The following is a 21,306-nucleotide window of genomic DNA, read 5'->3' as shown; positions in this document are numbered from 1 at the left end:
CCCTTGATCGGTGAATCGATCAAGTGATTTTAAGCCGGTTGCAGTAAGAAAATTCTTATTTTTTAAAGGGTAATCAGTCCGTGGCGCAAGGCTAGATGGGTGAGTTGCACGACATTCGCAAGCCGGAGTTTTCGCATGAGATGCGTTTGATGCACGCTGATGGTCTTGGGGCTGGTGTGCAAGAGCTCGGCGATTTCCGCCACGGAACGACCCTGGGCCAGATGGCGGAAAACCTCGAATTCGCGCGGCGTCAAGAGCTCTACGGGCTTTTGCGATTGAGTCGACGCGGCTCGTTTCAGATGTTTGTCGAAGAAAAAGTCGCCGCTGAAGACGATCCGTGTCGCTTCCACGATCAATTTGGCCGCGCTCCGCTTGCCGATATACCCCCGGACGCCGGTTTCCCGCGCGCGCTCGATGAGCACTTCGCTTTCATAAGCGGAAAACATCAGAATTCGCGCCCGGGAATCGCGTTTCAGAATCTTGCGGGCTGCTTCGAGTCCGCTGATGCCGGGAAGGGCCACGTCCATGACGACGATGTCCGGCTGGTGTTTCAGATAGGCCTGATAGGCCTCTTCCCCGTCTGCCGCTTCGGCCAGGACGGTGATATCGGGCGCTTGCTCCAATAGGCGCCGGTAGCCGCTGCGCACTACCGGATGATCGTCGACTAGCAGTACGGAGATCATGGTCTGGCTTGGCTAGGAATTTCGATCGCTACGCAGGTTCCCTGTCCGCTCTGGCTCTCCAGGCTGAAGAGTCCTCCAAGCGCCTCGACCCGTTCGCGGACGCCCATCAATCCCAGTCCCCGCTTCGTTTCCCGGGACGATAAACCGACGCCATTGTCCTTGATCAACAGGCGGACGGAAACCGACTCGCCGGGCACAGGTCCAAAATGCCGCTGACACGATTCTCCCTGGCACGCGATACTCTCGCAGACCATGACTTCGGCTTGCGTCGCCCGGGCATGCCTGCCGATGTTATTCATGCACTCCTGGACGATTCGATACACCGTAATCTTAAGCGTTTCATCCAGGACGCCGAGATCGCCGATGATGGTCAGTTTCCAACTGATGTCGCGATAATGTGATCGGTATTCGTTGACTAATTCTTCGAGGGCTTCGGCCAGTCCCAGTTGATCGAGCAAGGGCGGACGCAGATTCTCGATCAGGCTGCGGACGGTGTCATGAAAGCGGATCAGCAAGGCTTCGACGGTTTGAGCGCTGTGATGGATCTCCGGGTGGCTTCGTTCGCTGAGCGAGGACATCATCGCGAGGTCCGCCTGCATGGCAGTCAAATATTGCCCAAGCTCGTCGTGCAGTTCGCGCGCTACTCTCTTGCGCTCCTCTTCCTGGGCCTTGAGCAATTTTCGGGTCAGCTGGCGGTTTTCATTCAGCAACCGCCGGGTTTCCTGCTCGGCTTTACGCCTTTGCGTTTGCTCGCGCGACTGGATCAGAGCGAGTGCCAGGCTATGCGCGAAAGTGGTGGCCAAAACCTCGTCCTCCTCGGAAAAGGGCTCCCCGTTGAGTTTGTCACAGAGATAAACGCGGCCGTACACCTTGCCATCGTCGGCGATCGGCACCGCGAGAAGGCTCTTCATCGGCGGATGGCCGGGCGGAAATCCCGCCGATCGCGGATCACGGGTCAGGTCGTCGAGCCGCAACGACTGGTTTGTTTGAACCACTACGCCGAGCAGTCCTTTCCCTTCCGGCCAGCGGCCGATTCGTTCGATCTGTTCCTGGCTGACGCCGGTGACGAAAAAGCCGTCCAGCTTTCCGTTTTCGTCAATTATCCCGACGGCGCCGTACCGTGCGCGCAGCAGAGTCGCCAGCACGTTGATGCCGCTTTGCGCCATGTTTTCCTCTCCTTCGACATGAGCCATCAAAGCCATCAGCGTGCGGGACGCCTGATTCAGTTCGCCGAGCCGCGTCGACCACAGGCGAAGCTGCCGCTGCTCCTCTTCGAGTTCGGCCGACAGCTTTTGATAGTGATCGAGCAGCAACTCGAGCAAACGCGGACGGGTAACCGCTCCGACGAAGGCGCCGCTATCGTCCGTAACCGGCAAGATCCAGTGGTTCTCCCGTTCCATGAGAGCGAGCGCCGCGACGATGGATGTATCCCGTCCGATGGCCGGCGGTATCGTTCTCGGGAGTAGATCGGCAAAGATTCGGTGAGGCGATTGGGCGATTTCTTCACTGGTTACAAAGCCCAGAAAACGGTCGTTTCCGGAGGAAAAGACGGCGAAGAGGGCCGGCGTGGAAGTTGGGCCGAGTCTGGGGCGTTCTTCGTCAGTGACTTTGATCAGCCCGTCCGCCAAAGCGTCCAGGATGGTCGGTTGCACTAAAACGTTTCCTCTAGGTGCAATTCCGTTTCGACATCGAGGTGAAGAATTTCGGTGTCGTCCATGAAGGGCTTGATTCGCTGGAGCACGAATTCGATGAGTTGTTCCTTGGGGACACGCCGCAGAACCGCTTCGCGTACCAGAATGTCGCTGATGACCTCGTCCTCCAATTCGAGGTGAGCGAACGGATAAGTCATTAAAAGCTCCAGGGATTTTCGGATGGCTTTGCAGCCTATGGTAGCGCGGCGCCCCAACACCAAGCCTTCGTGAACGGGCGGAATCTTGAATTCTCTGATGCGAGCACGCAGGGTATATTTGGTCGTCAATTTATTGTCTTGCACTGCTGGTCTTCTGTTTGCTAGTCAACCGTTATAAGACTCCTAGCGCGGAAAAGTCACCCCTTCCGTCTAAAGAGACTTAGATTAAGTCAGCGACTCCAGAACGTAAATCTTCGGGATCGATAACTTTCATCATTCCAGGGCCGAATAGGGTGAAAATAAGCAAGGGGTTCGGTTTCTATTTTCGGGATGAACATCCGATGAAGCGTTCAGGAATCCCTTGAGCCTAAGAAGGATTTTTCGATATTAAATACCCACAATATCGCTAACGAGAGGCAATCGACAGTTCCGTGACGGCAGATGTTAATACTCATAATCGTTCGGTGTCCGCCTCGGAGTCTTCTATCTTGCTTGGATCGAGCTCTCGCAATTTAGTTTAGTGCGACCAATGGCGACTGACATCCGACGAGGTTTTGAGCGGCCTGAATGAATAGACGTCGAGCTTATTCCATTCGACATTCAAGTGAACATTCATCGTAGGATGGGTAGAGCGAAGCGAAACCCATCGGTGGCGGGTTAGCCCCTCGGCTCCGCTCGGGACAGGCCCTTCGACAAGCTCAGGACAGGCTCCGCGTAACCCGCCGAATAACCTACAAAAACCAATTTTTTATCGAAAGCGACCTTGGAATCAGAGGTCGAATCATCAAAGAAAATCCGCGTTGTTGGCGGGAGCAATCGGGCAAAAAAGGAGCGGCAGTGAAAATAGCTGCCGCTCCTTTAAAGTACGAAAGCGTGGCTGTTACTGTTTTACGGCATTGAGATGGGTCATCGCTTCTTCGGCCGCTTTTCCGGCTATATCGGCATGCCCCATCTTGCCGTGTTCGATCGCGCCGTCCAAGCTTTTGATTGCCGCATCCAAGTGTGGATTGGGGTTTGCTTGATTCGCCGCCGTGGCGTGAGTTTTCGCGGCTTCCGCGTGCTCGGCCACACCTTTGGCATCGCCCTGTTTGCCGCTATCGACGGCGGCTTGGGCATGCTTCATCGCTTCCCCTTTGTGATCTTCGGCGGCAACGGCGGTGAAACCTAGCGACAATGTGAACAGGCCGGCGAGTAATCCGGACAAGATTTTTCCACGCATAACCATTTCTCCGTTAAAGGGTTGTTCTTCTTGAATGCCCCAATATGGGGCGGGTTACAAATATCACGACGTCAATTTCAAGTCCATCGTTAATACGAAAAACGGCAGCCACGAATGGAATGCCATCCGGTCTGCCGTTTTGTCGCGACAGCATGAAAACTATTTTTTGGCCTGTTTGAGATGGGTAACCGCTTCCTCAGCGGCCTGCCCTGCCATATCGGCGTGGCCCATTTGGCTGTGCTGAATCGCGCTGTCCAGACTTTTCATCGCAGCGGTCAGATGCTCATTGGGATTTTGCTGCATGGCGGCCTCGACATGGGGTTTTGCGGCTTCGGCGTGTTTGCCTACGCCTGCGGCATCGCCCTTCTTGCCGCTGTCGGCAGCGGCTTTTGCGTGCTTCATCGCTTCCTTGACATGGCTTTCCATACCCTCCGTTTCGGCCTTGCCTTTTCCTTCGGTTCCGGTCATCCCGGTACCGCCGGGATAGGGTTGACCGCCTCCGCTACTTTCGCCGGTCGTCCCGCGAACGCCTGTTCCGCTTTGGCCGGTTTCGGTTTGCGACTGCGCATAATATGCGGCGCTGTCTCCGGATCGTTCTGCGGCCGCAGCCGGACTCAGTGTTTGCGTAGTTATGCCGGCAAGCAGACAAAGCAAAATTTTGGAATACATTGCTTTTTCCTCCGTGAAAAATGTTCGGACGGCTAAATCGCCGTATCAGCGGGCGTGGCACAGGCCATACCTATACTCCACGGTCATTGGGGAGCCCTCGGTTGCCGCTTTTCTCGGACGAGAAAGGAATGCGGCAGGGATCAAGGGCTGATGCGCTTACTCGAAATCGCCGCTCCCGGTTTCGGGTTCGGGCATTTCTTCGGGCATCGACGGTTCCTCGGAACCCGGCGTCGGACGTTGGGGAGTTTTGCGTTGGCTCGGTTCAGAGGTTCCGCTCTCGGTGCCTCGGCGTTGGCCCGATTCCGGCGTGCCGCGTTCGCCATTCTTGCGTTTGCCCGTGCCGGACATCCCTTTTTCGTTATTCCGGCGCTTGCCGGCGCCCGACTGGCCGTTATCGTTCCCTTCTCGCCCGGCCGCCTCTCTGACGATCTCTATGACATCGCCTTTCATAGTGCCGTTTTGGAATTCTGCCTTAACGTAAGCGGCGATCCCTATGGGTCGATCCGCGGCAAGGGCCGGATTCAGGCCGAGCAATGAGATAAATGCGCCTAAAAGTAAGCCGATTAGAAATTTCGAGCGCATGGCGTGCCTCCTTTGCACCAAAGTTCGTTCCATGTTCCCGGCGCGACCGGGAAAGTCATTGTTAACACACGGTAGTTTCCCAGTCTCTAGGGAAATTTACTAAGAACCGTGGGCTAATCCTGTAACTCCGGAAAACTCGTCGAGATGAAGTAAGAGCCTTCCGGCGTTAACGCTTGATGTGGCTCTTGATCATGATGCAAGTGTTGGCCAGATAGCTGAAGTCGTTGGAGGCCAGGAAATTCAGGACTTCGGCATTCTCCGCTCCGGGTTGCAGCCACACGTTCCTTAGACCGAGTTCGAGACATTGCTTCAGGACGGACAAGGTAGCCTCGGGCGGTATGACGAAATTGACCAGGGTCGGTGTGCCGGGAAGTTGCGCAAGATCCGGATATGCGGGATCGCCATCCACCGACGCGCGATTCGGGTTGACCGCATAAACTTTGTATCCTTTGCCTTTCAGATCGCGATAGATGGCATGGCCGAATTTTCGTTCGTCGTCCGTCGCGCCCACTACGGCGACGACGGTGTCCGGTGCATCCAAAAGGTCGAGCAGAGCGTCGGGTGACAATGCCGTTGTCTCACTGAAAATTACGAATCATTAAACTGCCGATCAATGGCAGGCGCTTCGGAAGCCGGCAAACGCACGACCACGTCGATCTTTTCGCCGAATGTGCGCGAGACGATCTTTCCTCCGGCTTTCTCGACATGATAAGCGAGCGGCTGAAGTTTTGGATAATCGATCCTCAATTTGAGTTCGGCATATTCAACATAGGGCACGAGGGAGGCTTTCTCCAGGGCAAGTTTGGCCGTGCCGCCATAGGCGCGGACCAACCCGCCGGCTCCCAGCTTGATGCCGCCGAAATAACGAACGACGGCGACCAGCGCATTGACGAGATCGAAGCCGGACATATGCGCGAGTATCGGCTTTCCGGCCGTTCCGCTCGGCTCTCCGGCGTCGTTGAAATGGGCGATGATGCCGTTCTCGGTCTTGATCCGATAGGCGAAGGCGAGATGGTGCGCCATCGGATGAGCCGATGCGATTTCGTACAGCCGCGACCGCAGCTGCGACTCGTCGGCGCAAGGCAGGGCGTAGCCGATGAAGCGCGAATGGTTGACGGTGAAGCTGGCTTCCGAACCTTTTTCGATGAGATACATGGATGAGAAAGATCGAACCGGTGAGTCTAATATCGTGCCCCAAACCCATCATACCGTAGCCGGCTTTAAAGCTTTAACAGAGAGACTTCCATGAAACCGGTGTTTCATCCCGCGCTGGTGAACGACGTGTTCGGCGATCCGGCGGTTTATGTCGATTTTCTGTTCGAGAAGCGTGCTCTGCTGTTCGATCTGGGCGATTTGCGAAATCTGGCGACGCGAAAAATCCTCAGGGTTCGGGATGTGTTCGTTTCCCATGCTCACATGGATCACTTCTTCGGTTTCGATTGGTTGCTGCGCCTGTGCCTAGGGCGGGAAATCCGCATCCGGTTGTTCGGGCCGGCCGGTTTTCTCGGCCAGGTGGAAGCCAAGCTCGCGGGTTATACCTGGAATCTGGTGGAAAACTACGACACCGATTTTACCTTGGATGCGACCGAGGTCTTGAGCGAAACCGAGGCGCGAAGCGCCCGTTTCCGCTGTCGGGCCGAATTTCGCCGCGAAAATGAGCACGAATGGACTATCAGGGACGGCGTTTTGCTCGACGAGGAGAACCACACCGTCCGGTTTGGCCTGTTGGATCATAAGATCCCGTGTCTCGCTTTTGCGCTCCAGGAAAAGCTGCACGTCAATATCTGGAAGAACCGCCTCGACGATCTGGATCTCGAGCCAGGGCCCTGGCTTCAAAGTTTCAAGCGCTCGGTGCTCGACGGATTGCCCGGCGATACGCCGATCACCGCCCGGCGGCGCGGACGGGGCGAAATTACGTTCCGCCTGGACTATCTGGCCGGAACCATCGCCCACATCTCGACCGGACAGAAAATTGCTTACGTGACCGATGCCGTCTATCACGACGCCAATGCCGAGCGCATCGTTCAACTGGCCAAGGGCGCCGACCAGTTCTTCATCGAAGCGGTCTTCGGCGAAGAACTCGTCGAGCGCGCCGCGCAGAAATACCACCTGACCGCCCGCCAAGCAGGCAGCCTGGCTCAGCGCGCCGGGGTCAAGTTTCCCGTGCCGTTCCATTTCTCGCCGATCTACCACGACCGCGAGTACGAACTCAGGGAGGAGTTCGAGCGGGCGTTTCGTGGCTAGACCTATTCACCCTTTTTGAAACAAGTTCCTTAAACTCTCCGGCCCGCCTCGTTTCTAAAGGGATATACCCCAAATTCACGGAGGAAACATGGCTGTCAAGCTCGCGGTCATTTACTACAGCGCCACCGGAACCACTTACCGATTGGCGCGCGGTATCGAGGAAGGGGCTGAGCAATCGGGCGCCGAAGTGCGTTTTAGGAGGGTGCAGGAGCTCGCTCCCGAGGATGCCATTGCGTCCAACCCTCTTTGGGCCGAGCACCGGCAGGAAGCTCGGGATGTGGAGGAGGCGAGCCTGGACGATCTGGTGTGGGCCGATGCCATTGTTTTCGGGACACCGACCCGCTACGGACTGCCTACCGCTCAACTCAAGCAGTTCATCGACAGGACGGGACCTTTGTGGACTCAAGGACAATTGGTGAACAAGATCGTCTCCTCGTTTACCAGTACCGCGACGCCTCACGGCGGGCAGGAAACGACGATCGTCGCCCTCAACAATACCTTCTATCACTGGGGCGCCATCATCGTCGCGCCGGGCTACATCGATCCCATACAGTTCCAAGCCGGGAATCCTTACGGTGTATCGTTCACGAGCAACAACGGGCAGCTCAAGCCGGACGATGTGGCCATGGCCGCGGCAAAATTTCAGGGCAGGCGCGTGGTCGCGGTAACGGCGCAGTTCCTTGCTGGTCAAAAACAGTAGTAAGCCGACCGGAGCCGGCTAAATGGCTCAGCGAGCGGTTGGAGAAACAGCCATGGTGAAGCTTCACGACAAGGAAACCGGCGCGTTCGTCGGAGAAATCAGCGACCAACAGCTTCAACAGTTGATGGATGTATTGGAGGAAGAAAGCTCGATCGACAGGGACTATTTCGTCAATCGAGCCCAGCTGGAGTTTTTGGAGGAACAGGGACTCGATAGAGCGTTGATCGGTCTGCTGCGGACGGCTTTGGGTAACAGGGAAGGCATGGAGATCGTTTGGGGGAAATCATGAATCGAGGGGTCGCTTGGGCGTATCGCAAGCCGCCTTCGATACGGCTGCGATTGCCGCGGTGACTTTTCAACTCATCAAATCGTGCGACTGGTGTTCCAGTTCCAAGGAGGCAGTATGCAAAGCAAAGCTAAGATTCTCGGCCACCCGGCCCATCCGATACTGATCGTATTTCCGCTCGGGTTGCTGTCCACAGGTGTTGTCTTCGACATCATTTATCTGATGACGGGTTCGCCGAGTTTTGTGACGGTCGCCTTCTGGATGATCGCGGCAGGAATCATAGGCGGGCTGATTGCTGCGCCGTTCGGCTTGATCGACTGGCTGGCCATACCGCCTAATACCCGCGCCAAGTATATCGGACTGATGCACGGTGTCGGCAATGTGGTGGTACTGCTGCTTTTCATCGCCAGTTGGTGGCTCCGGCGGAATATCGATTTCCCCGGAGCTTGGGCCTTCGTTCTGTCGTTTGCCGGTTTCGCATTGGTCTTGATCACCGGATGGCTGGGCGGCGAATTGGTAGACCGGCTGGGCGTCGGTGTCGACGACGACGCCGATCTGAACGCGCCGAGCTCTCTGCACAAAACGCACTGATCAGATGGGACCGGGCAAATCTCAATACCGGCCCTGTCGCTTGTCCAAACTCAGATCGCCGGGGCCATGGGCAAAAATGACCATGAAGCCTCCGGCGATCGCTATGTTCTTCAAGAACATGATGGTTTGCACCTTGTCGCCGAAATTAAGGTGGAAGAGCAAGGCCGCCGCGATGGAGAAACCGGCGAGGGCTAGGGCAAACCACCGCGTGTACCAGCCGATCATGATGGCTATCGCGCCTCCGATTTCCAATGCGATAACCAGCGGCAGCAGCATGCCCGGTACCCCTATCGATTCCATGTAGGTTTGGGTTCCGGCAAAACCGCCGATCTTGTTGAAGCCCGACAACAGAAAGATGATGGATATGAAAATTCGTCCGATAAGTTCTGCGTAACGAGACATATTTGCGGACATGCGGCCCCCTTTGAATTAGTGCGTACGTTGCCAGATAAGCTCTCCGTTTCGATATACCACTTTAATGCGGTGGAGTGGAATAGTGTGCGTTTCACCTTCGGAATCGGTGAGTTCGAATACGCCGGGGCGATCCCCAGGAAAGTCGATCCGTTTTAACGGTGTCACCACAATCGTCTTTTCGATGCGGTCGTAGTAGCCGATAGCGAATTCGGCCCGCGCGAAGTCTTCATCCCAGCGGATGCGGTTGAGTAGATCTCGGATGGGAAGCATCGCCGTAATCTGTCGTTTCGATCGCTCTTTATTAATCAGGCCCGTAAATACCCTCCTGGTATTTCGGGCCGCCGCCCAGGCCGGTACACGCCCGGCCTGGGCTCACGCGGCTTGTCGCCGCGCCGGGGCATCCCTGCCCCGGATTAACCCGGCCTATATTTATAGGCCGGGTTAATAGACCGTTACTCGGGTCGTGTGGCGGGCAGAACTTTCGCGGCCGATTAAAATTAAACCTGTTCAATCGAATTTAGCGAGTAACCCCATGCAGACAGCCTTGGTCGAGGCGCTGGATCGGGCGCCGATGGGCGTTGCGATTATGCGGGATCGGCGAATTTTATGGGTGAACGAACGTTTGGCCCAGTGGTTCGAATTGGCGCATCATTTGGACGGATGGGCCCCGAAGACTGCGGAGGATATCGGGCTGGCCGTTCTGTTCGCTGGCGACGATAGGCTTTGCGTCACGCGCGGTGGCGAGCAGTTTTGGCTGCAGCGCGAGTGCGCCGCTCTCGCCGACGGCAGCGAGGCTTATTTTTTCCAGGATGTGACCGAAAACGTGCGGATCGAAACGGCTCGCGGCCGTCTTCAAGAATTGGTCAACACCCTGCACACCAAGGACTCGGAAACGGGGCTTCTGAACCGGAACGCGATTCTTCAGGCTTTGGAAGGTCACGTGAGCCGCAGCCGGCGCTATGGCAATGCCTTGTCGGTGATTCGCGTCACCCTGCAGCCGCCCCGTGGCGCATCGCTGCCGGAAGCCACGCTGCGCGAAATCGCTCAGGAATTCAATGCGCAGCTGCGATGGGCCGACCAAATCGGCCGCCTCGATGAGACGGCTTTCCTTTTGATTCTTCCCGAAACCGTCCGCACCGATGCGGAAGCGCTTGCCACCAAGTTCGGCGCAGAACGCGTGGCCTTGGCCGGCGCGGAAATGTGGCGGATCGATTGCGCGGTCGCCTCCTGGCAAAAAGGAGACGACGCGCGAAAACTCATGCAGCGTCTTCATTCCGAGCCATACGGACCGAAATTATCGTGACAGCGACCACTTTGCGAGCGATAAGGCTCGGCGGACCCGGCGAGGAAATCGATCGGAAGAGTTTGGCCGCCATCGTTCGGCGCTTCCAAAACCTGCATCGGCTTCAGTTGCAGCGCATTCAGGAATATCAAACGCCGCGTCAGCGGGATTTTCTCGATTTGTTGCCGCTCTTGTTTCACTGCAATCACCCGATGCTGCCCGGTTACGTCTCGTCCGAGACGCCGGCCGGCATCCAGGACTATGTTCCCGCGCGCCGGACGCTGCTCGCCGTCAGGCGGCTGACCAAGAGTTTCGAATACAAGCGGCGCGCGCTGACCGAATATCCGATCCATGGCATATACCTGATGGGCAGTGTCAGCAGTGTTGCCTATTCCAGGAAAAGCGACCTCGATATCTGGCTGTGTCATTCGGGCTCGTTGGACGAAAGTCAACTGGACGAATTGCGTCGCAAAGCGGCCGGCGTGGAAAAATGGGCCCAATCCCTTGGATTGGAGGCCCATATCTTCTTCATCGATAGCGAACGGTTCCGTCTCGGCATCGGCACCCCGATTTCTTCCGAAAGCTGCGGCAGCGTGCAGCATCATCTGTTGCTCGAAGAGTTCTACCGCACCAGCGTCTGGCTGGCCGGTCGCGCCACCGCCTGGTGGCTGGTGCCGCCCGACCAGGAGGCGCGGTACGGAGAATATCTGAACCACTTGAGAGAAAAACGCTTCGTCAATGAAAACGATTTCATCGATTTCGGAGGGCTTGAATATATCCCGCCCGACGAATTTCTCGGCGGCACGCTGTGGCATTTGCACAAGGCGATCGATGCACCGCACAAGTCATTGCTCAAACTATTTCTGATGGAGAGTTACGCCAGCCAGTATCCCCACACCCGATGGCTCTGCGCCCGGTTGAAGGCGGCGGTGTATGAGGGGAGTCTGGATGACCGCGAGCTCGACTCATATATCCTCATGTATCGGGACGTCGAGCGTTATTTTTTGGCGGGGGGGGAGCGCGAGCGGCTGGAGTTGGCGCGGCAATGCTTTTATCTCAAGCTCAACGAATTGGTGAGATTTGGCGGGGGCACGGAAGCGGAGAAACGCCGTCGGCAAGAGATTTTGACCGCCATGGTCCACGCCTGGGGATGGCCGCGTCAACGCATCCGGGATCTGGACGAGCGGCGTCACTGGACCGTGGTCAAGGCTTTGCAGGAGCAAAAAGTCATCGGCCACGAATTGACCCGGAGTTATCGAACCGTGAGGCAGTTCGCGGCGGAGCATTCCGAGATCGGAGGTCCGGCCGGAGAGGAAATCAAGCTTTTGGGGCGCAGACTTTCCGCCGCTTTGGAGCTTAAACCCGGTAAAGTGGAAAGGCTGAGCCTCGATAGCGGCGACTGCATCGAACCTAAAGATTTCTCAGTGCACGAAGTCCGCCTGGCGGACGGCGAAATGGGATGGATCTTATACTCCGGACGGGTGGCATCTGCGGATGCGGGCAAGGCGCCATATCTGAAAAAGGCGCGCAGCCTGGTCGAGCTTTTGGCCTGGCTGTCGTTCAACGGACTTTACGATCGGAGCGCCAACCTCTTTCTGGAAACCGTCGAAAGCGCATTGACGCTTTTGGAACTCAAGAACAATTTGCGTGCGTTGAACCGTTTTCTCGCGTCGCACCAGAGCGAGCCGGAACATCTGGACGACTACGGCCGAGCCCCGCGCGTGATTGCCGCAGCGTTGTTCGTCAACCTGGGGATCGACGTCGATGCCGAGCGCCGCGACGGAATCAGACTGGCCAGCGATCGTCATGATGCGCTGAGTTATGGCTACGAGCGGACGAACCTGATTCATCAAGTCGATGCCGTCATTTTGACGTCGTGGCGGGAAACCCTGATCAAGCGTTACCAAGGTTTGGTCGGATTCCTCGATTGTCTGGCGGATCTCATCAACGAATCGCTTTCCAATGAATCGCACGTCGAGTGCTTCTGTTTCGTTGCCGGGCGGGCCCGAACCATCGCCCTGAGAGTTCAGGAGCTTTATCGGGATTTGAGGGCGGCGTTTTCGAGTCCGGACCGATCGCTACGCTATATCCTGCGGGGCGGTTCGGAATTCTACCTATTCGATAATCAGGGGACGAGCGTCCGTTTTTGGGGCGTACCCGACGTGGATCGCTTGTATAGCGAGCTGTCCGCTCCCCGATCTATGTTTTCGCCGGTCATTTTCGATCGCGCCGCCCTCGAAAATGACCCTTTGCCTTTGATATACGCTCATAATCGGCCGGGAGTTATTCAAATCTTTTGCCAACCGGAGTCCGGGCAGGTAAAGGTTTACATTCTGGACGAGCGGGGTTCGTTGTTCTACCGCAGCCACGAGGCGGTCGGACCCCAACTCTTGCTAGGGCCTTACGCCTCGTTTCTCGGCGACATCTTGCAGCGCTATGTACTGGCCGCCGGCGGGATCGAATATTACGTGGTGGAACATCAGGCGTCCGGCGGATACAGCGTGAAATCCGCCGGTTTCCAGCCCAACCCGGACAGTCGCATGCTGGAAATTCGAGTATTCGCTCAAGAGACCGCGCCTGGCCGCGTGGCCTACACGATTTTCTGCAACGACTCGGAATTTTCTTCCATGGATGCGGGACAGGACGTATTTTCCATGGCGGCGGCCCATATCATGCGGCTTCGTCAGAGCGGGGAACGCTATCCCATCTATATCACCGACATCGACCTGCCGCTTTCCATTCTGGGCGTGGATACGCCGGAAGAGCTGCAAACCGTTCACTTTCTCAAATTCAAAGAGAAGGTCGAGGAACGCTTGAATGCCTGATTATCTGTTATAAAAAAAAGTGTTTCTATTCTTTTTTGTAATTTGAATCCCGTCTAAAATGGGCCGTTTTTCAACGGCAACGATCTTTCCCGAGGCAAAAAAACGGTTATGGGTGGACAAGCTTGGCTCGCGGTCGGCGTGGTTTTGGGGTGCTTAAGCTTAATGCTTTTCACGTCCGCCGCGCCTGAGCTGATACTGCTGGGCGGAGTCGTGATGCTACTCGTATCCGGTGTACTGACGCCGGATCAAGCCTTGAGCGGTTTTTCCAACGAAGGCATGATTACCGTCGCGCTGATGTACGTGGTGGTGGCGGGTATCCGGGAGACCGGTGGCGTCGATATGCTGGTCCAGCATGTGCTCGGGCGTCCGAAGTCCCTGCGGGGGGCGTTGCTGAGGCTGATCGTGCCGGTCACGTCGGTTAGCGCCTTCATGAACAATACGCCCTTGGTGGCTGTTTTTCTGCCTGCCGTTCTCACCTGGGCCAAGCGCCTGCAAATCTCGCCTTCGAAACTGCTGATTCCGCTGAGTTACGCGGCGGTCGTCGGCGGAACGATCACTTTGATCGGCACCAGCACCAACCTGATCGTCAACGGGCTTCTACTGCACAGCAATAGGCCGGGGCTAGGATTGTTCGACATCGCCTGGGTTGGTATTCCGTGTTCGATTCTCACGATGATCTACATTTTGTTGTTGGCGCCCAAGCAGTTGCCCGAGCGCAAACCCGCCAGCGCCGTGTTCGAAAATCCCAAGGAATATACGGTCGAAATGTCGGTCGAGGACAATGGAGCCTTGGTGGGTAAAACCATCGAAGAGGCCGGTCTTCGCCATTTACAAGGGCTCTATCTGGTCGAAATCGAACGTGGCGATGAAGTGTTGGCGGCGGTCGGACCTTACGAGCGCCTCCAGCCCGGCGATCAACTGGTTTTCGCGGGCGTGAGCGATTCGGTGGTGGAATTGCAGCGGATCAAGGGTCTGCTCCCGTCGGCCGATAAGTCGTTTACCCTGGAGGACAGAAAGCACCGCGAGCGCGTATTGGTGGAGGTAGTCGTTTCGCCGCAATGCGCGCTGGTAGGCAAAACCATCAAGGAAGGCCGTTTCCGCATGGTCTACGGCGGCTCGGTGATCGCCGTGGCGCGCAACGGTCAGCGTATCTCCGGTAAAATCGGCGAAATTCGCTTGGAGCCGGCGGACACGCTGTTGCTCGATGTCCGCCCGCCTTTCCTGGAGCGGCATCGGAATTCCAACGATTTTCTTCTGATAAGTCAGGTATCCGAGTATTTGCCGGTTCGTCACGAGCGTGCAGGCATGGCCTGGTTGATTTTGGCCGCCGTGGTGCTGAGCGCTTCTTTCGAATGGTTGAGCATGCTGAAAGCGGCCCTGCTCGGTGCGGCCGCCATGCTGCTGACGGGGTGCTGCTCCGTGCCGACCGCCAGGAAAAGCCTGGACGGTCAGGTGTTGCTTGCCATAGCGGCTTCGTTCGGTCTCGGCAAAGCCCTGGAGGTATCCGGTGCGGCATCGGGAATCGCGCAGGGTTTTCTGAATCTCGCCGGAGACAATCCGCTTTTGGTGCTGGTGCTGTTTTATTTCTTGACCGTCGTGCTGACCGAACTGCTCAGCAATAATTCGGTAGCGGTATTGATGTTTCCCCTGGCTTTGGCCATTGCCGACAAACTGGATGTCAGTTTTTGGCCGTTCATCGTTGCCGTAATGGTCGCGGCGTCCATGGGCTTTTCTACCCCGATCGGCTATCAGACCAACTTAATGGTTTACGGTCCCGGCGGTTATCATTTCAGCGATTTCGTTCGCTTCGGCGTTCCTTTGAACATTCTGATGGGGATCGTGGCGCTGAGTATCATTCCCTGGGTGTGGCCGTTTCATCCATAGCACCGGCCGCACGTTTCATTCGGTTTTTTCTCATGACGTTTCGATACATCTCTTGTCTGCTGATCATCTTAAGCTTTACCGGCTGCGAACGAGCGGCCGAAACCGAGCTTTCCGGGGCGATTCAGGGTACGACCTACCACATCAAGATGGTGATGGATAAGGTCGAGGCGGCGCCGGAACAGGTCAAGACCGACGTCGAAGCCGTGTTCAAGCTGGTCGACGAAAAACTGTCGAATTGGCGCGAGGACTCGGAAATTTCCCGAGTGAACCAGCAGAAAACGACCGACTGGATTTCGGTCTCTCCGGAAATCATCCGGTTGGTGGCGATCGCGAAGGAGATCAACCAGCGCTCGGCAGGCTGCTACGATCTTACGGTAAAGCCCTTATTCGATCTGTGGGGTTTTTCCAAGCACGAAAACCGGGTGCCGGAACAGGGCGAAATCGACCGGACCTTGGCTCATGTGGGCATGAGCAAATTGGAAATCGATGCGGAAAACGGGCGTATCCGCAAATCGGATCCCGAACTCACCATCGATTTGTCGTCCATCGCGCAGGGCTATACCGTGGCCGCCGTGGCCGATCGGCTCGAAAGCCGGGGGATTCACAATTATCTCGCGGAAATCGGCGGCGAGATGAAGGTCAAGGGGCGCAAAGCCAACGGGGCGGCTTGGCGGGTGGCTATCGAAAAGCCCACGCCGCTGGTGCGGGAGGTCCAGCGCATTCTGGACATCCATCAGGAAAACGGCGCGGCCGTGATGACGTCCGGTACGTACCGAAACTTTTTCGAATCGGGCGGGCAAGCTTACTCCCATATCATCGATCCGAAGACCGGTCGTCCCGTGACCCACAATCTGCTGTCCGTCACCGTTCTGCATGACGATCCGACTTTGGCGGATGCCTGGTCGACGGCTCTGTTATGCGTGGGTGAAATCGAGGGAGCCCGGATTGCCGAAACGGAGGGACTCAAGGCCTTGTTCATTTACCGGGACGGTCAGGAACTCAAGGAGCATATGAGCAGCCAATTCATGAGTGCTCCCGCGCCTTAGTTTTTTTAGATCCCTGAGCCCCGCCGCTTCGGTTCGGAAGTACGTTCCGTGCGCGGTTCGGCCATCATGTGCTCGCCGAAATAATACAGGATGTGCGAGGCGCCCAGGTAAACCAAGGCGAAGACGAAGATCTGGCTGATGGGCAGGTCGTTGAGCATGGCGTACAGCTCGACGCCGCCTGCGGTCAAAAGAAAGATGAGTCCCATAAGCAGCGCTTCGACGCGGCTCCCCCGGCGATAACGGAAGTACCACAGCACTATCTGGCTGATCAATAGATAGCCGACGACGATGAATAGGTTGTTCCGCATAGGGCCGTAGAATCCCTCCGCTTCCGGAATGACGAGGTTGAGATTGCCGAGGACAGCGATACCGCCCAGGATCGACAACCAGACGGCAAAATGGAAATTGAGGGTGATCGCGCGGTTCATGGATTTTTCCGATCGCTTGTTGAATGGCTCGTTCCTTCGAGAGAGCGGGAAGGCGATGAGTTCCCGACCCTGTCAAGACGGTGGAACCACGTTTGCCGTATCGTTGCGGCCGCGTCGTTTACTCGGGTTCAGTGTGGTTTTTTCGTAATAGAGCGGGAAGCACGATCAGGAGGCCGAGGAGCGTAAAGCTGAGAATCACTTCCGGCGACCAGATATCTTTGATGTCGCTGATTTCGCCCAAAGCCTGTCCCAAGTTGACGTAAACGAAACTGCCGGGAATGACGCCGATCAGCGTGGCGAGGAAATAGGTGCGGGCAGTAATGTTGGTTACGGCCGGCGCCAGATTGACCAGCCAGAACGGAAAAAGCGGAACCAGTCTCAGGAAAAGCAAATAGCGGAAAGCGTCGCCCTCGAATCCTTTCACGATTTTCGTAGCCATCGGAGACTTCGACAATTTGGCGCGGGCGAGGTCGGCAAAAACGAAGCGTGCCGCCAAAAACACCAGCAAAGCGCCCAGGGTCGACGCGATCACCGTCACCAAAGTGCCCAGCCAACGTCCGAACAGCAAACCCATCGTCAGCGACAGTATCGCTCCACCCGGAATGCTGAATGCCGTCGAAGCGACGTAGAGGGATGCCGAGGCGAGCAGCATGAGTAGGTAATGCCGCTCGGTAAATTCTATGAGCCGATCACGATTTTCCTTGATGAATTCGAGGCTAAACCATTGATTTCCTCCGAGAGCGAAGAAGGCGGACAGCACGGCGACGAACAGCAGGACCAGTCCGATTCTGCCGTAGAAGCGCTTTAGTTGGTCGGGCATGACGCGTTCTCCGGGGGAAGCCGAGGTCAGTATACAGGCGGTCGGAGTAACGCGAAAATTGGGCGACAGACTGCTTCGCCGAGTCCGTTTTCAAGGAAGCGCTACTGAACTCGACGGGTATTCGCGAACCATCTTTTTCAGGCGCGATGGCCGAAAAGAATGGTATCCGTGTTTCCGCCGGCCCGCCCGGCGGTCGGGCAGGCCGGCAAGTGAAATTACCGCTTCATTCCGTTTTTCAGCGCGTTGAACAGGGCATTGCCTGCAACCGTGTTATCGCTGCCTACCAAAACCATGATCATCAAACCGCCGTCCGTCTTCAAACATTCAACCACTCCGGTGATATGTTCGCTCCATGAGCGGACCGAGTCCTCGTCCTTGCTGATTCTGCCTGCTTTCTCGGCGTTTAATATCGATTCGCCCTTGTTGACGCAATCGGCTTGACTCATGGTTCCTCCGTCCAAGTGATCCCACCACATGCTGGGTGCTGCTGCGGAGGCGTTGAAGGGCAGGCTGCTCATCAACAAGCAGGCGAAGAAGGGAATAACGAAGTTTCTTGTGGACATGGGAAAATCCTCCTTGGTTCTGTCCGGTGAGGGCCGAATCGGTCGGTGACCCTCATTCCTAGAGACTTATTAACCCGGCCTATAAACATAGGCCGGGTTAATCCGGGGCAGGGATGCCCCGGCGCGGCGACAAGCCGCGTGAGCCCAGGCCGGGCGTGTACCGGCCTGGGCGGCGGCCCGAAATACCAGGAGGGTATTTACGGGCCTGATTAATAAACCACCACCGCCCCGGTGGTTTCTATCCTGGGCAGCATTCGCTCGGCAGTCTCGGGAAGTATGCGGCGCCTTGCCTAGCATCTTAATTAAGCCACCGAGGAGTATTTCATTGCAATGATGAACGCTCGTTCTATTGATCAAAATTCTTGAGGAATAGATGACTGAGACCATGGATCGCATCGTTATTGACGGTTCCTACGGCGAAGGCGGCGGGCAAATTCTTAGGACCACGCTCTGCCTGTCCACCATTACCGGCCGTCCGGTACGTATCGAAAACATCCGTGCGAGGCGGAAAAAGCCGGGATTGGCTGCCCAGCATCTGACGGCGGTGTTTGCGGCGGCTAAGCTTTGCGATGCCGAGCTGAGCGGGACGGAATTGGGTTCCAGGACTCTGACGTTCACGCCGCGGACAAAGCCAAAGGCCGGCGACTATCTCTTCGATGTCGCGAAAGCGAGGCAAGGCGGCAGCGCGGGAGCAGTGTCGCTGGTACTACAAACGGTGCTGCTGCCTTTGGCGTTGACCGAAGGCGGCTCACGGGTCGAGTTGCGGGGCGGAACGCACGTGCCCCTGAGCCCGCCGTTCGATTATCTTCATGACGTGTGGCTCCCTTATTTGAAGCTCATGGGCGTACGCGCCGAACTCAGTCTGGAACGATCCGGCTGGTACCCGGTCGGAAAGGGTGAAGTGCTGCTGGAGACGAGAGGAACCGGAGTAGGAACGAGAAAGAGGCTGCACTCTCTTAATGTGCCGGATCGAGGCGAACTCGTCGAGATTTCCGGCCGGGCGCTTGCCGCCAATCTTCCCGAGCATGTGGTCAAACGCATGGCGGACCGAGCAGAGACCATACTGCGACGAAAAAACATGTCTTGCGAGATCGACGCGGTTTCCGTTCAGGCGGCCTGTCCGGGGGCGGGGATTTTCCTCGTCGCGCGCTACGAGCGTTCTCTGGCCGGTTTCAGCGCCTTGGGCGAGCGGGGGAAGCCGGCGGAGCAAGTCGCCGAAGATGCCTGCGCAAAACTGTTGGAGCACCATCATACGAATGCCTCGGTGGACGAGCATCTGGCGGATCAATTGGTGTTGCCTTGCGCTCTGGCCGACGGCGAGTCCGTTTTTTCGGTCGATCCGATGACCCGGCATCTTTCGACCAATGCGTGGGTGGTGGAGCGTTTCGGTATCGCCGAAGTCGAATTGATATCGACCTCGGCCACCGCCGGTTTGGTGCGCGTCTTTCCGAATCCGTGAGTACCCGCTATGCCCATCCGTAACGCCGACATTGCCGCGATCTTCGAGGAAATCGCCGATCTTCTGGAAATCGACGGTGCGAACGTGTTTCGGGTCCGCGCCTATCACAACGCGGCCCGCATACTCCAGGAATTGGGCAAGGACGTTCGCGCGATGGTGCAAAAGGGCGAGGACCTGACCGAATTGCCGGGCATCGGCGCCGACTTGGCCGGCAAGATCAAAGAAATCGTCGACACTGGCCACTGCAAGACGCTGGACGAGCTTCACAAACGGCTGCCGCCGGCCATCGCGGAACTTTTGAAAATCCCCGGATTGGGTCCAAAGCGAGTCAGAGCGCTCTACCGCGAACTCGGTATTCAAACTCTGGCTCAGCTTCGGCGTGCGGTACGCGATCATCGAATACAGGCACTTCCCGGCTTTGGTGAAAAAACCGAGATGCACATCGCCGACGCGCTGGAGGCTCATGGTGGCGGAGCCGGGCGTTACACGCGCGTCGCCGCCGAGCAATACGCGGCGCCTTTGCTCGATTATTTGAACGGGGTTCCCGGCGTCGAGCGGGTTGTGATTGCCGGCAGCTATCGCCGTGCCAAGGAGACGGTGGGCGATCTCGACATCTTGGCGGCGGCGGAATCGGGAAGCCCCGTAATGCAGCGTTTCGTCGAGTACGAGGACGTTGCGGAGGTTTTGTCACAAGGTCCCACGCGCGCCAGTGTGTTGCTGCGCGGCGGACTGCAAGTGGATTTCAGAGTGGTTCCGGCGGAAAGCTACGGCGCGGCTCTGCATTATTTCACCGGCGGCAAAGCGCATAACATCGCCATTCGGCATTTGGGGCAGGAGAGGGGCCTAAAAATCAACGAATACGGGGTGTTTCGAGGCGACGAGCGGGTTGCGGGCGATACCGAAGAATCGGTCTTTGCCGCTGTGGGATTGCCCTTTATCCCGGCGGAATTGCGGGAAGATCGGGGCGAAATCGAAGCGGCCCGAGCGGGTCGTTTGCCGAAGCTGGTCGAACTGTCCGATCTCAAGGGCGATCTTCACGCCCATACCAAAGCATCGGACGGCCACAATACTATCCCGGAGATGGCTGAAGCCGCGAGAAGCCATGGCCTGGAATATCTCGCCATCACCGAGCATTCCCGCCGGCTGACGGTAGCCCATGGGCTGGATCCGATCCGCTTGCTCAAGCATATGGACGAGGTCGATCGGCTGAACGAAACCTTGGACGGCATCGTTCTCCTCAAGGGCATCGAAGTAGACATATTGGAGGATGGCGATCTGGATTTGCCGGACGATGTGCTCAGCCGGCTCGATATCGTCGTCGGTGCGGTACACAGCCGATTCGATCTGCCCCGGAACAAACAGACCGAGCGGATTCTTCGCGCGATGGATCATCCCTATTTCACCATTCTGGCGCATCCCTCCGGGCGATTGATCGGTCGCCGAGAGCCCTATGATGTCGACATGCTTCGCATCATCCGCAAGGCCAGAGAGCGAAGGTGTTTTCTCGAGCTCAACGCTAATCCGGAGCGCCTCGATCTTGCCGATACTCATTGCAAATTAGCCAAGGACGAGGGTGTGCTGATCAGTCTCAACTCCGACGCGCACAGCACCCTGGACTTCAGGAATCTGCGCTACGCCGTCGGACAGGCCCGACGCGGCTGGCTGGAGTCCCGTGACGTGCTGAATTCCCGCAGCTTGAAGGAACTGCGTCTGCTGCTTCGCCAGACCTTTTAGCGTCCGAAACGAGGCGCATCGTCTCCCG

The 21,306-nt window shown here is 57.0% G+C and carries 23 protein-coding genes; 10 read left to right on the top strand and 13 right to left on the bottom strand.

Annotated elements, in window-relative coordinates; genetic code table 11:
• Positions 1-62 precede the first annotated feature (62 nt).
• The 8 genes from ACWJJK_RS17570 to ACWJJK_RS17535 all read right to left on the bottom strand — a co-directional run bounded on the left by ACWJJK_RS17570 (position 63) and on the right by ACWJJK_RS17535 (position 6,157).
• Positions 63-683, bottom strand: coding sequence for a response regulator (locus ACWJJK_RS17570; protein ID WP_077727892.1), 621 nt, complete (start codon positions 681-683; stop codon positions 63-65).
• The gene (locus ACWJJK_RS17565) at positions 680-2,335 is read right to left on the bottom strand and encodes a GAF domain-containing protein (RefSeq protein ID WP_086133063.1); all 1,656 of its coding nucleotides are present in this window, start codon (positions 2,333-2,335) and stop codon (positions 680-682) included. Before ACWJJK_RS17565 ends, ACWJJK_RS17570 begins: the two co-directional genes overlap by 4 nt.
• Positions 2,335-2,676, bottom strand: coding sequence for a hypothetical protein (locus ACWJJK_RS17560; protein WP_240502350.1), 342 nt, complete (start codon positions 2,674-2,676; stop codon positions 2,335-2,337). Before ACWJJK_RS17560 ends, ACWJJK_RS17565 begins: the two co-directional genes overlap by 1 nt.
• 736 nt (positions 2,677-3,412) lie before the next feature.
• Positions 3,413-3,751 (bottom strand): small metal-binding protein SmbP, encoded by a 339-nt coding sequence (gene smbP / locus ACWJJK_RS17555; protein ID WP_240506766.1) that lies wholly within the window; start codon positions 3,749-3,751, stop codon positions 3,413-3,415.
• A gap of 159 nt (positions 3,752-3,910) precedes the next feature.
• Entirely contained in the window at positions 3,911-4,420 is a 510-nt protein-coding gene (gene smbP / locus ACWJJK_RS17550; RefSeq protein WP_077727895.1) for a small metal-binding protein SmbP, read from the bottom strand.
• Between the two features lie 156 nt (positions 4,421-4,576).
• Positions 4,577-5,002: a hypothetical protein gene (locus ACWJJK_RS17545; protein ID WP_077727896.1), complete on the bottom strand. Its 426-nt coding sequence runs from the start codon at positions 5,000-5,002 to the stop codon at positions 4,577-4,579.
• Between the two features lie 166 nt (positions 5,003-5,168).
• Entirely contained in the window at positions 5,169-5,570 is a 402-nt protein-coding gene (locus ACWJJK_RS17540; RefSeq protein ID WP_347257400.1) for a CoA-binding protein, read from the bottom strand.
• 20 nt (positions 5,571-5,590) lie between these two features.
• On the bottom strand, positions 5,591-6,157 hold the full coding sequence (locus ACWJJK_RS17535; RefSeq protein WP_077727898.1) for an IMPACT family protein: 567 nt from the start codon (positions 6,155-6,157) through the stop codon (positions 5,591-5,593).
• Between the two features lie 90 nt (positions 6,158-6,247).
• On the opposite strand from ACWJJK_RS17535, the gene ACWJJK_RS17530 reads away from it, so the two are divergent.
• The 4 genes from ACWJJK_RS17530 to ACWJJK_RS17515 all read left to right on the top strand — a co-directional run bounded on the left by ACWJJK_RS17530 (position 6,248) and on the right by ACWJJK_RS17515 (position 8,823).
• Complete coding sequence (locus tag ACWJJK_RS17530; RefSeq protein ID WP_077727899.1) at positions 6,248-7,246, top strand: ribonuclease Z; 999 nt, start codon at positions 6,248-6,250, stop codon at positions 7,244-7,246.
• Positions 7,247-7,334: 88 nt separating this feature from the next.
• A complete protein-coding gene (gene wrbA / locus ACWJJK_RS17525; RefSeq protein WP_077727900.1) occupies positions 7,335-7,946 on the top strand; it encodes an NAD(P)H:quinone oxidoreductase in 612 nt (203 codons plus the stop codon).
• Positions 7,947-7,968: 22 nt separating this feature from the next.
• Positions 7,969-8,235 carry a hypothetical protein gene (locus tag ACWJJK_RS17520; RefSeq protein ID WP_205780628.1) on the top strand — a complete coding sequence of 89 codons (267 nt, stop codon included), beginning with the start codon at positions 7,969-7,971 and terminating at the stop codon, positions 8,233-8,235.
• 114 nt (positions 8,236-8,349) lie between these two features.
• The gene (locus ACWJJK_RS17515) at positions 8,350-8,823 is read left to right on the top strand and encodes a DUF2231 domain-containing protein (RefSeq protein ID WP_077727902.1); all 474 of its coding nucleotides are present in this window, start codon (positions 8,350-8,352) and stop codon (positions 8,821-8,823) included.
• A gap of 21 nt (positions 8,824-8,844) precedes the next feature.
• Here the strand turns inward: ACWJJK_RS17515 and ACWJJK_RS17510 are convergent, their stop codons facing one another.
• Together ACWJJK_RS17510 and ACWJJK_RS17505 are read right to left on the bottom strand one after the other, a co-directional pair.
• On the bottom strand, positions 8,845-9,237 hold the full coding sequence (locus ACWJJK_RS17510; RefSeq protein ID WP_454128321.1) for a DoxX family protein: 393 nt from the start codon (positions 9,235-9,237) through the stop codon (positions 8,845-8,847).
• Positions 9,238-9,252: 15 nt separating this feature from the next.
• Positions 9,253-9,507 carry a DUF504 domain-containing protein gene (locus tag ACWJJK_RS17505; protein WP_077727904.1) on the bottom strand — a complete coding sequence of 85 codons (255 nt, stop codon included), beginning with the start codon at positions 9,505-9,507 and terminating at the stop codon, positions 9,253-9,255.
• Positions 9,508-9,769: 262 nt separating this feature from the next.
• Here ACWJJK_RS17505 and ACWJJK_RS17500 point away from each other — a divergent pair, with 262 nt between their 5' ends.
• The 4 genes from ACWJJK_RS17500 (at position 9,770) to ACWJJK_RS17485 (ending at position 16,274) form a co-directional block, all read left to right on the top strand.
• Entirely contained in the window at positions 9,770-10,540 is a 771-nt protein-coding gene (locus ACWJJK_RS17500) for a GGDEF domain-containing protein (RefSeq protein ID WP_454128320.1), read from the top strand.
• Positions 10,537-13,344 carry a class I adenylate cyclase gene (locus tag ACWJJK_RS17495; protein WP_454128319.1) on the top strand — a complete coding sequence of 936 codons (2,808 nt, stop codon included), beginning with the start codon at positions 10,537-10,539 and terminating at the stop codon, positions 13,342-13,344. The genes ACWJJK_RS17500 and ACWJJK_RS17495 overlap by 4 nt, the downstream gene beginning before the upstream one ends.
• Positions 13,345-13,452: 108 nt before the next feature.
• Positions 13,453-15,228 (top strand): SLC13 family permease, encoded by a 1,776-nt coding sequence (locus ACWJJK_RS17490; protein WP_077727907.1) that lies wholly within the window; start codon positions 13,453-13,455, stop codon positions 15,226-15,228.
• Positions 15,229-15,260: 32 nt separating this feature from the next.
• Positions 15,261-16,274 carry an FAD:protein FMN transferase gene (locus ACWJJK_RS17485; protein ID WP_454128318.1) on the top strand — a complete coding sequence of 338 codons (1,014 nt, stop codon included), beginning with the start codon at positions 15,261-15,263 and terminating at the stop codon, positions 16,272-16,274.
• A gap of 5 nt (positions 16,275-16,279) precedes the next feature.
• On the opposite strand, the gene ACWJJK_RS17480 is transcribed toward ACWJJK_RS17485, so the two are convergent.
• The 3 genes from ACWJJK_RS17480 to ACWJJK_RS17470 all read right to left on the bottom strand — a co-directional run bounded on the left by ACWJJK_RS17480 (position 16,280) and on the right by ACWJJK_RS17470 (position 18,085).
• A complete protein-coding gene (locus ACWJJK_RS17480) occupies positions 16,280-16,702 on the bottom strand; it encodes a hypothetical protein (RefSeq protein WP_156879480.1) in 423 nt (140 codons plus the stop codon).
• 118 nt (positions 16,703-16,820) lie between these two features.
• Positions 16,821-17,522, bottom strand: a complete 702-nt coding sequence (locus tag ACWJJK_RS17475; protein WP_086133068.1) for a TVP38/TMEM64 family protein — start codon at positions 17,520-17,522, stop codon at positions 16,821-16,823.
• 215 nt (positions 17,523-17,737) lie between these two features.
• Positions 17,738-18,085 carry a hypothetical protein gene (locus tag ACWJJK_RS17470; protein WP_240502352.1) on the bottom strand — a complete coding sequence of 116 codons (348 nt, stop codon included), beginning with the start codon at positions 18,083-18,085 and terminating at the stop codon, positions 17,738-17,740.
• A 385-nt stretch (positions 18,086-18,470) separates the two neighbouring features.
• Between ACWJJK_RS17470 and rtcA the strand changes: the two genes are divergently transcribed.
• Positions 18,471-19,544: an RNA 3'-terminal phosphate cyclase gene (rtcA, locus tag ACWJJK_RS17465; protein ID WP_077727910.1), complete on the top strand. Its 1,074-nt coding sequence runs from the start codon at positions 18,471-18,473 to the stop codon at positions 19,542-19,544.
• A 9-nt stretch (positions 19,545-19,553) separates the two neighbouring features.
• Positions 19,554-21,278 carry a DNA polymerase/3'-5' exonuclease PolX gene (gene polX, locus ACWJJK_RS17460; RefSeq protein WP_454128317.1) on the top strand — a complete coding sequence of 575 codons (1,725 nt, stop codon included), beginning with the start codon at positions 19,554-19,556 and terminating at the stop codon, positions 21,276-21,278.
• The last annotated feature ends 28 nt before the right edge of the window (positions 21,279-21,306 follow it).

This window comes from Methylocaldum gracile, from assembly GCF_053646815.1.
This window is presented reverse-complemented; position numbering and strand designations above follow the sequence as displayed.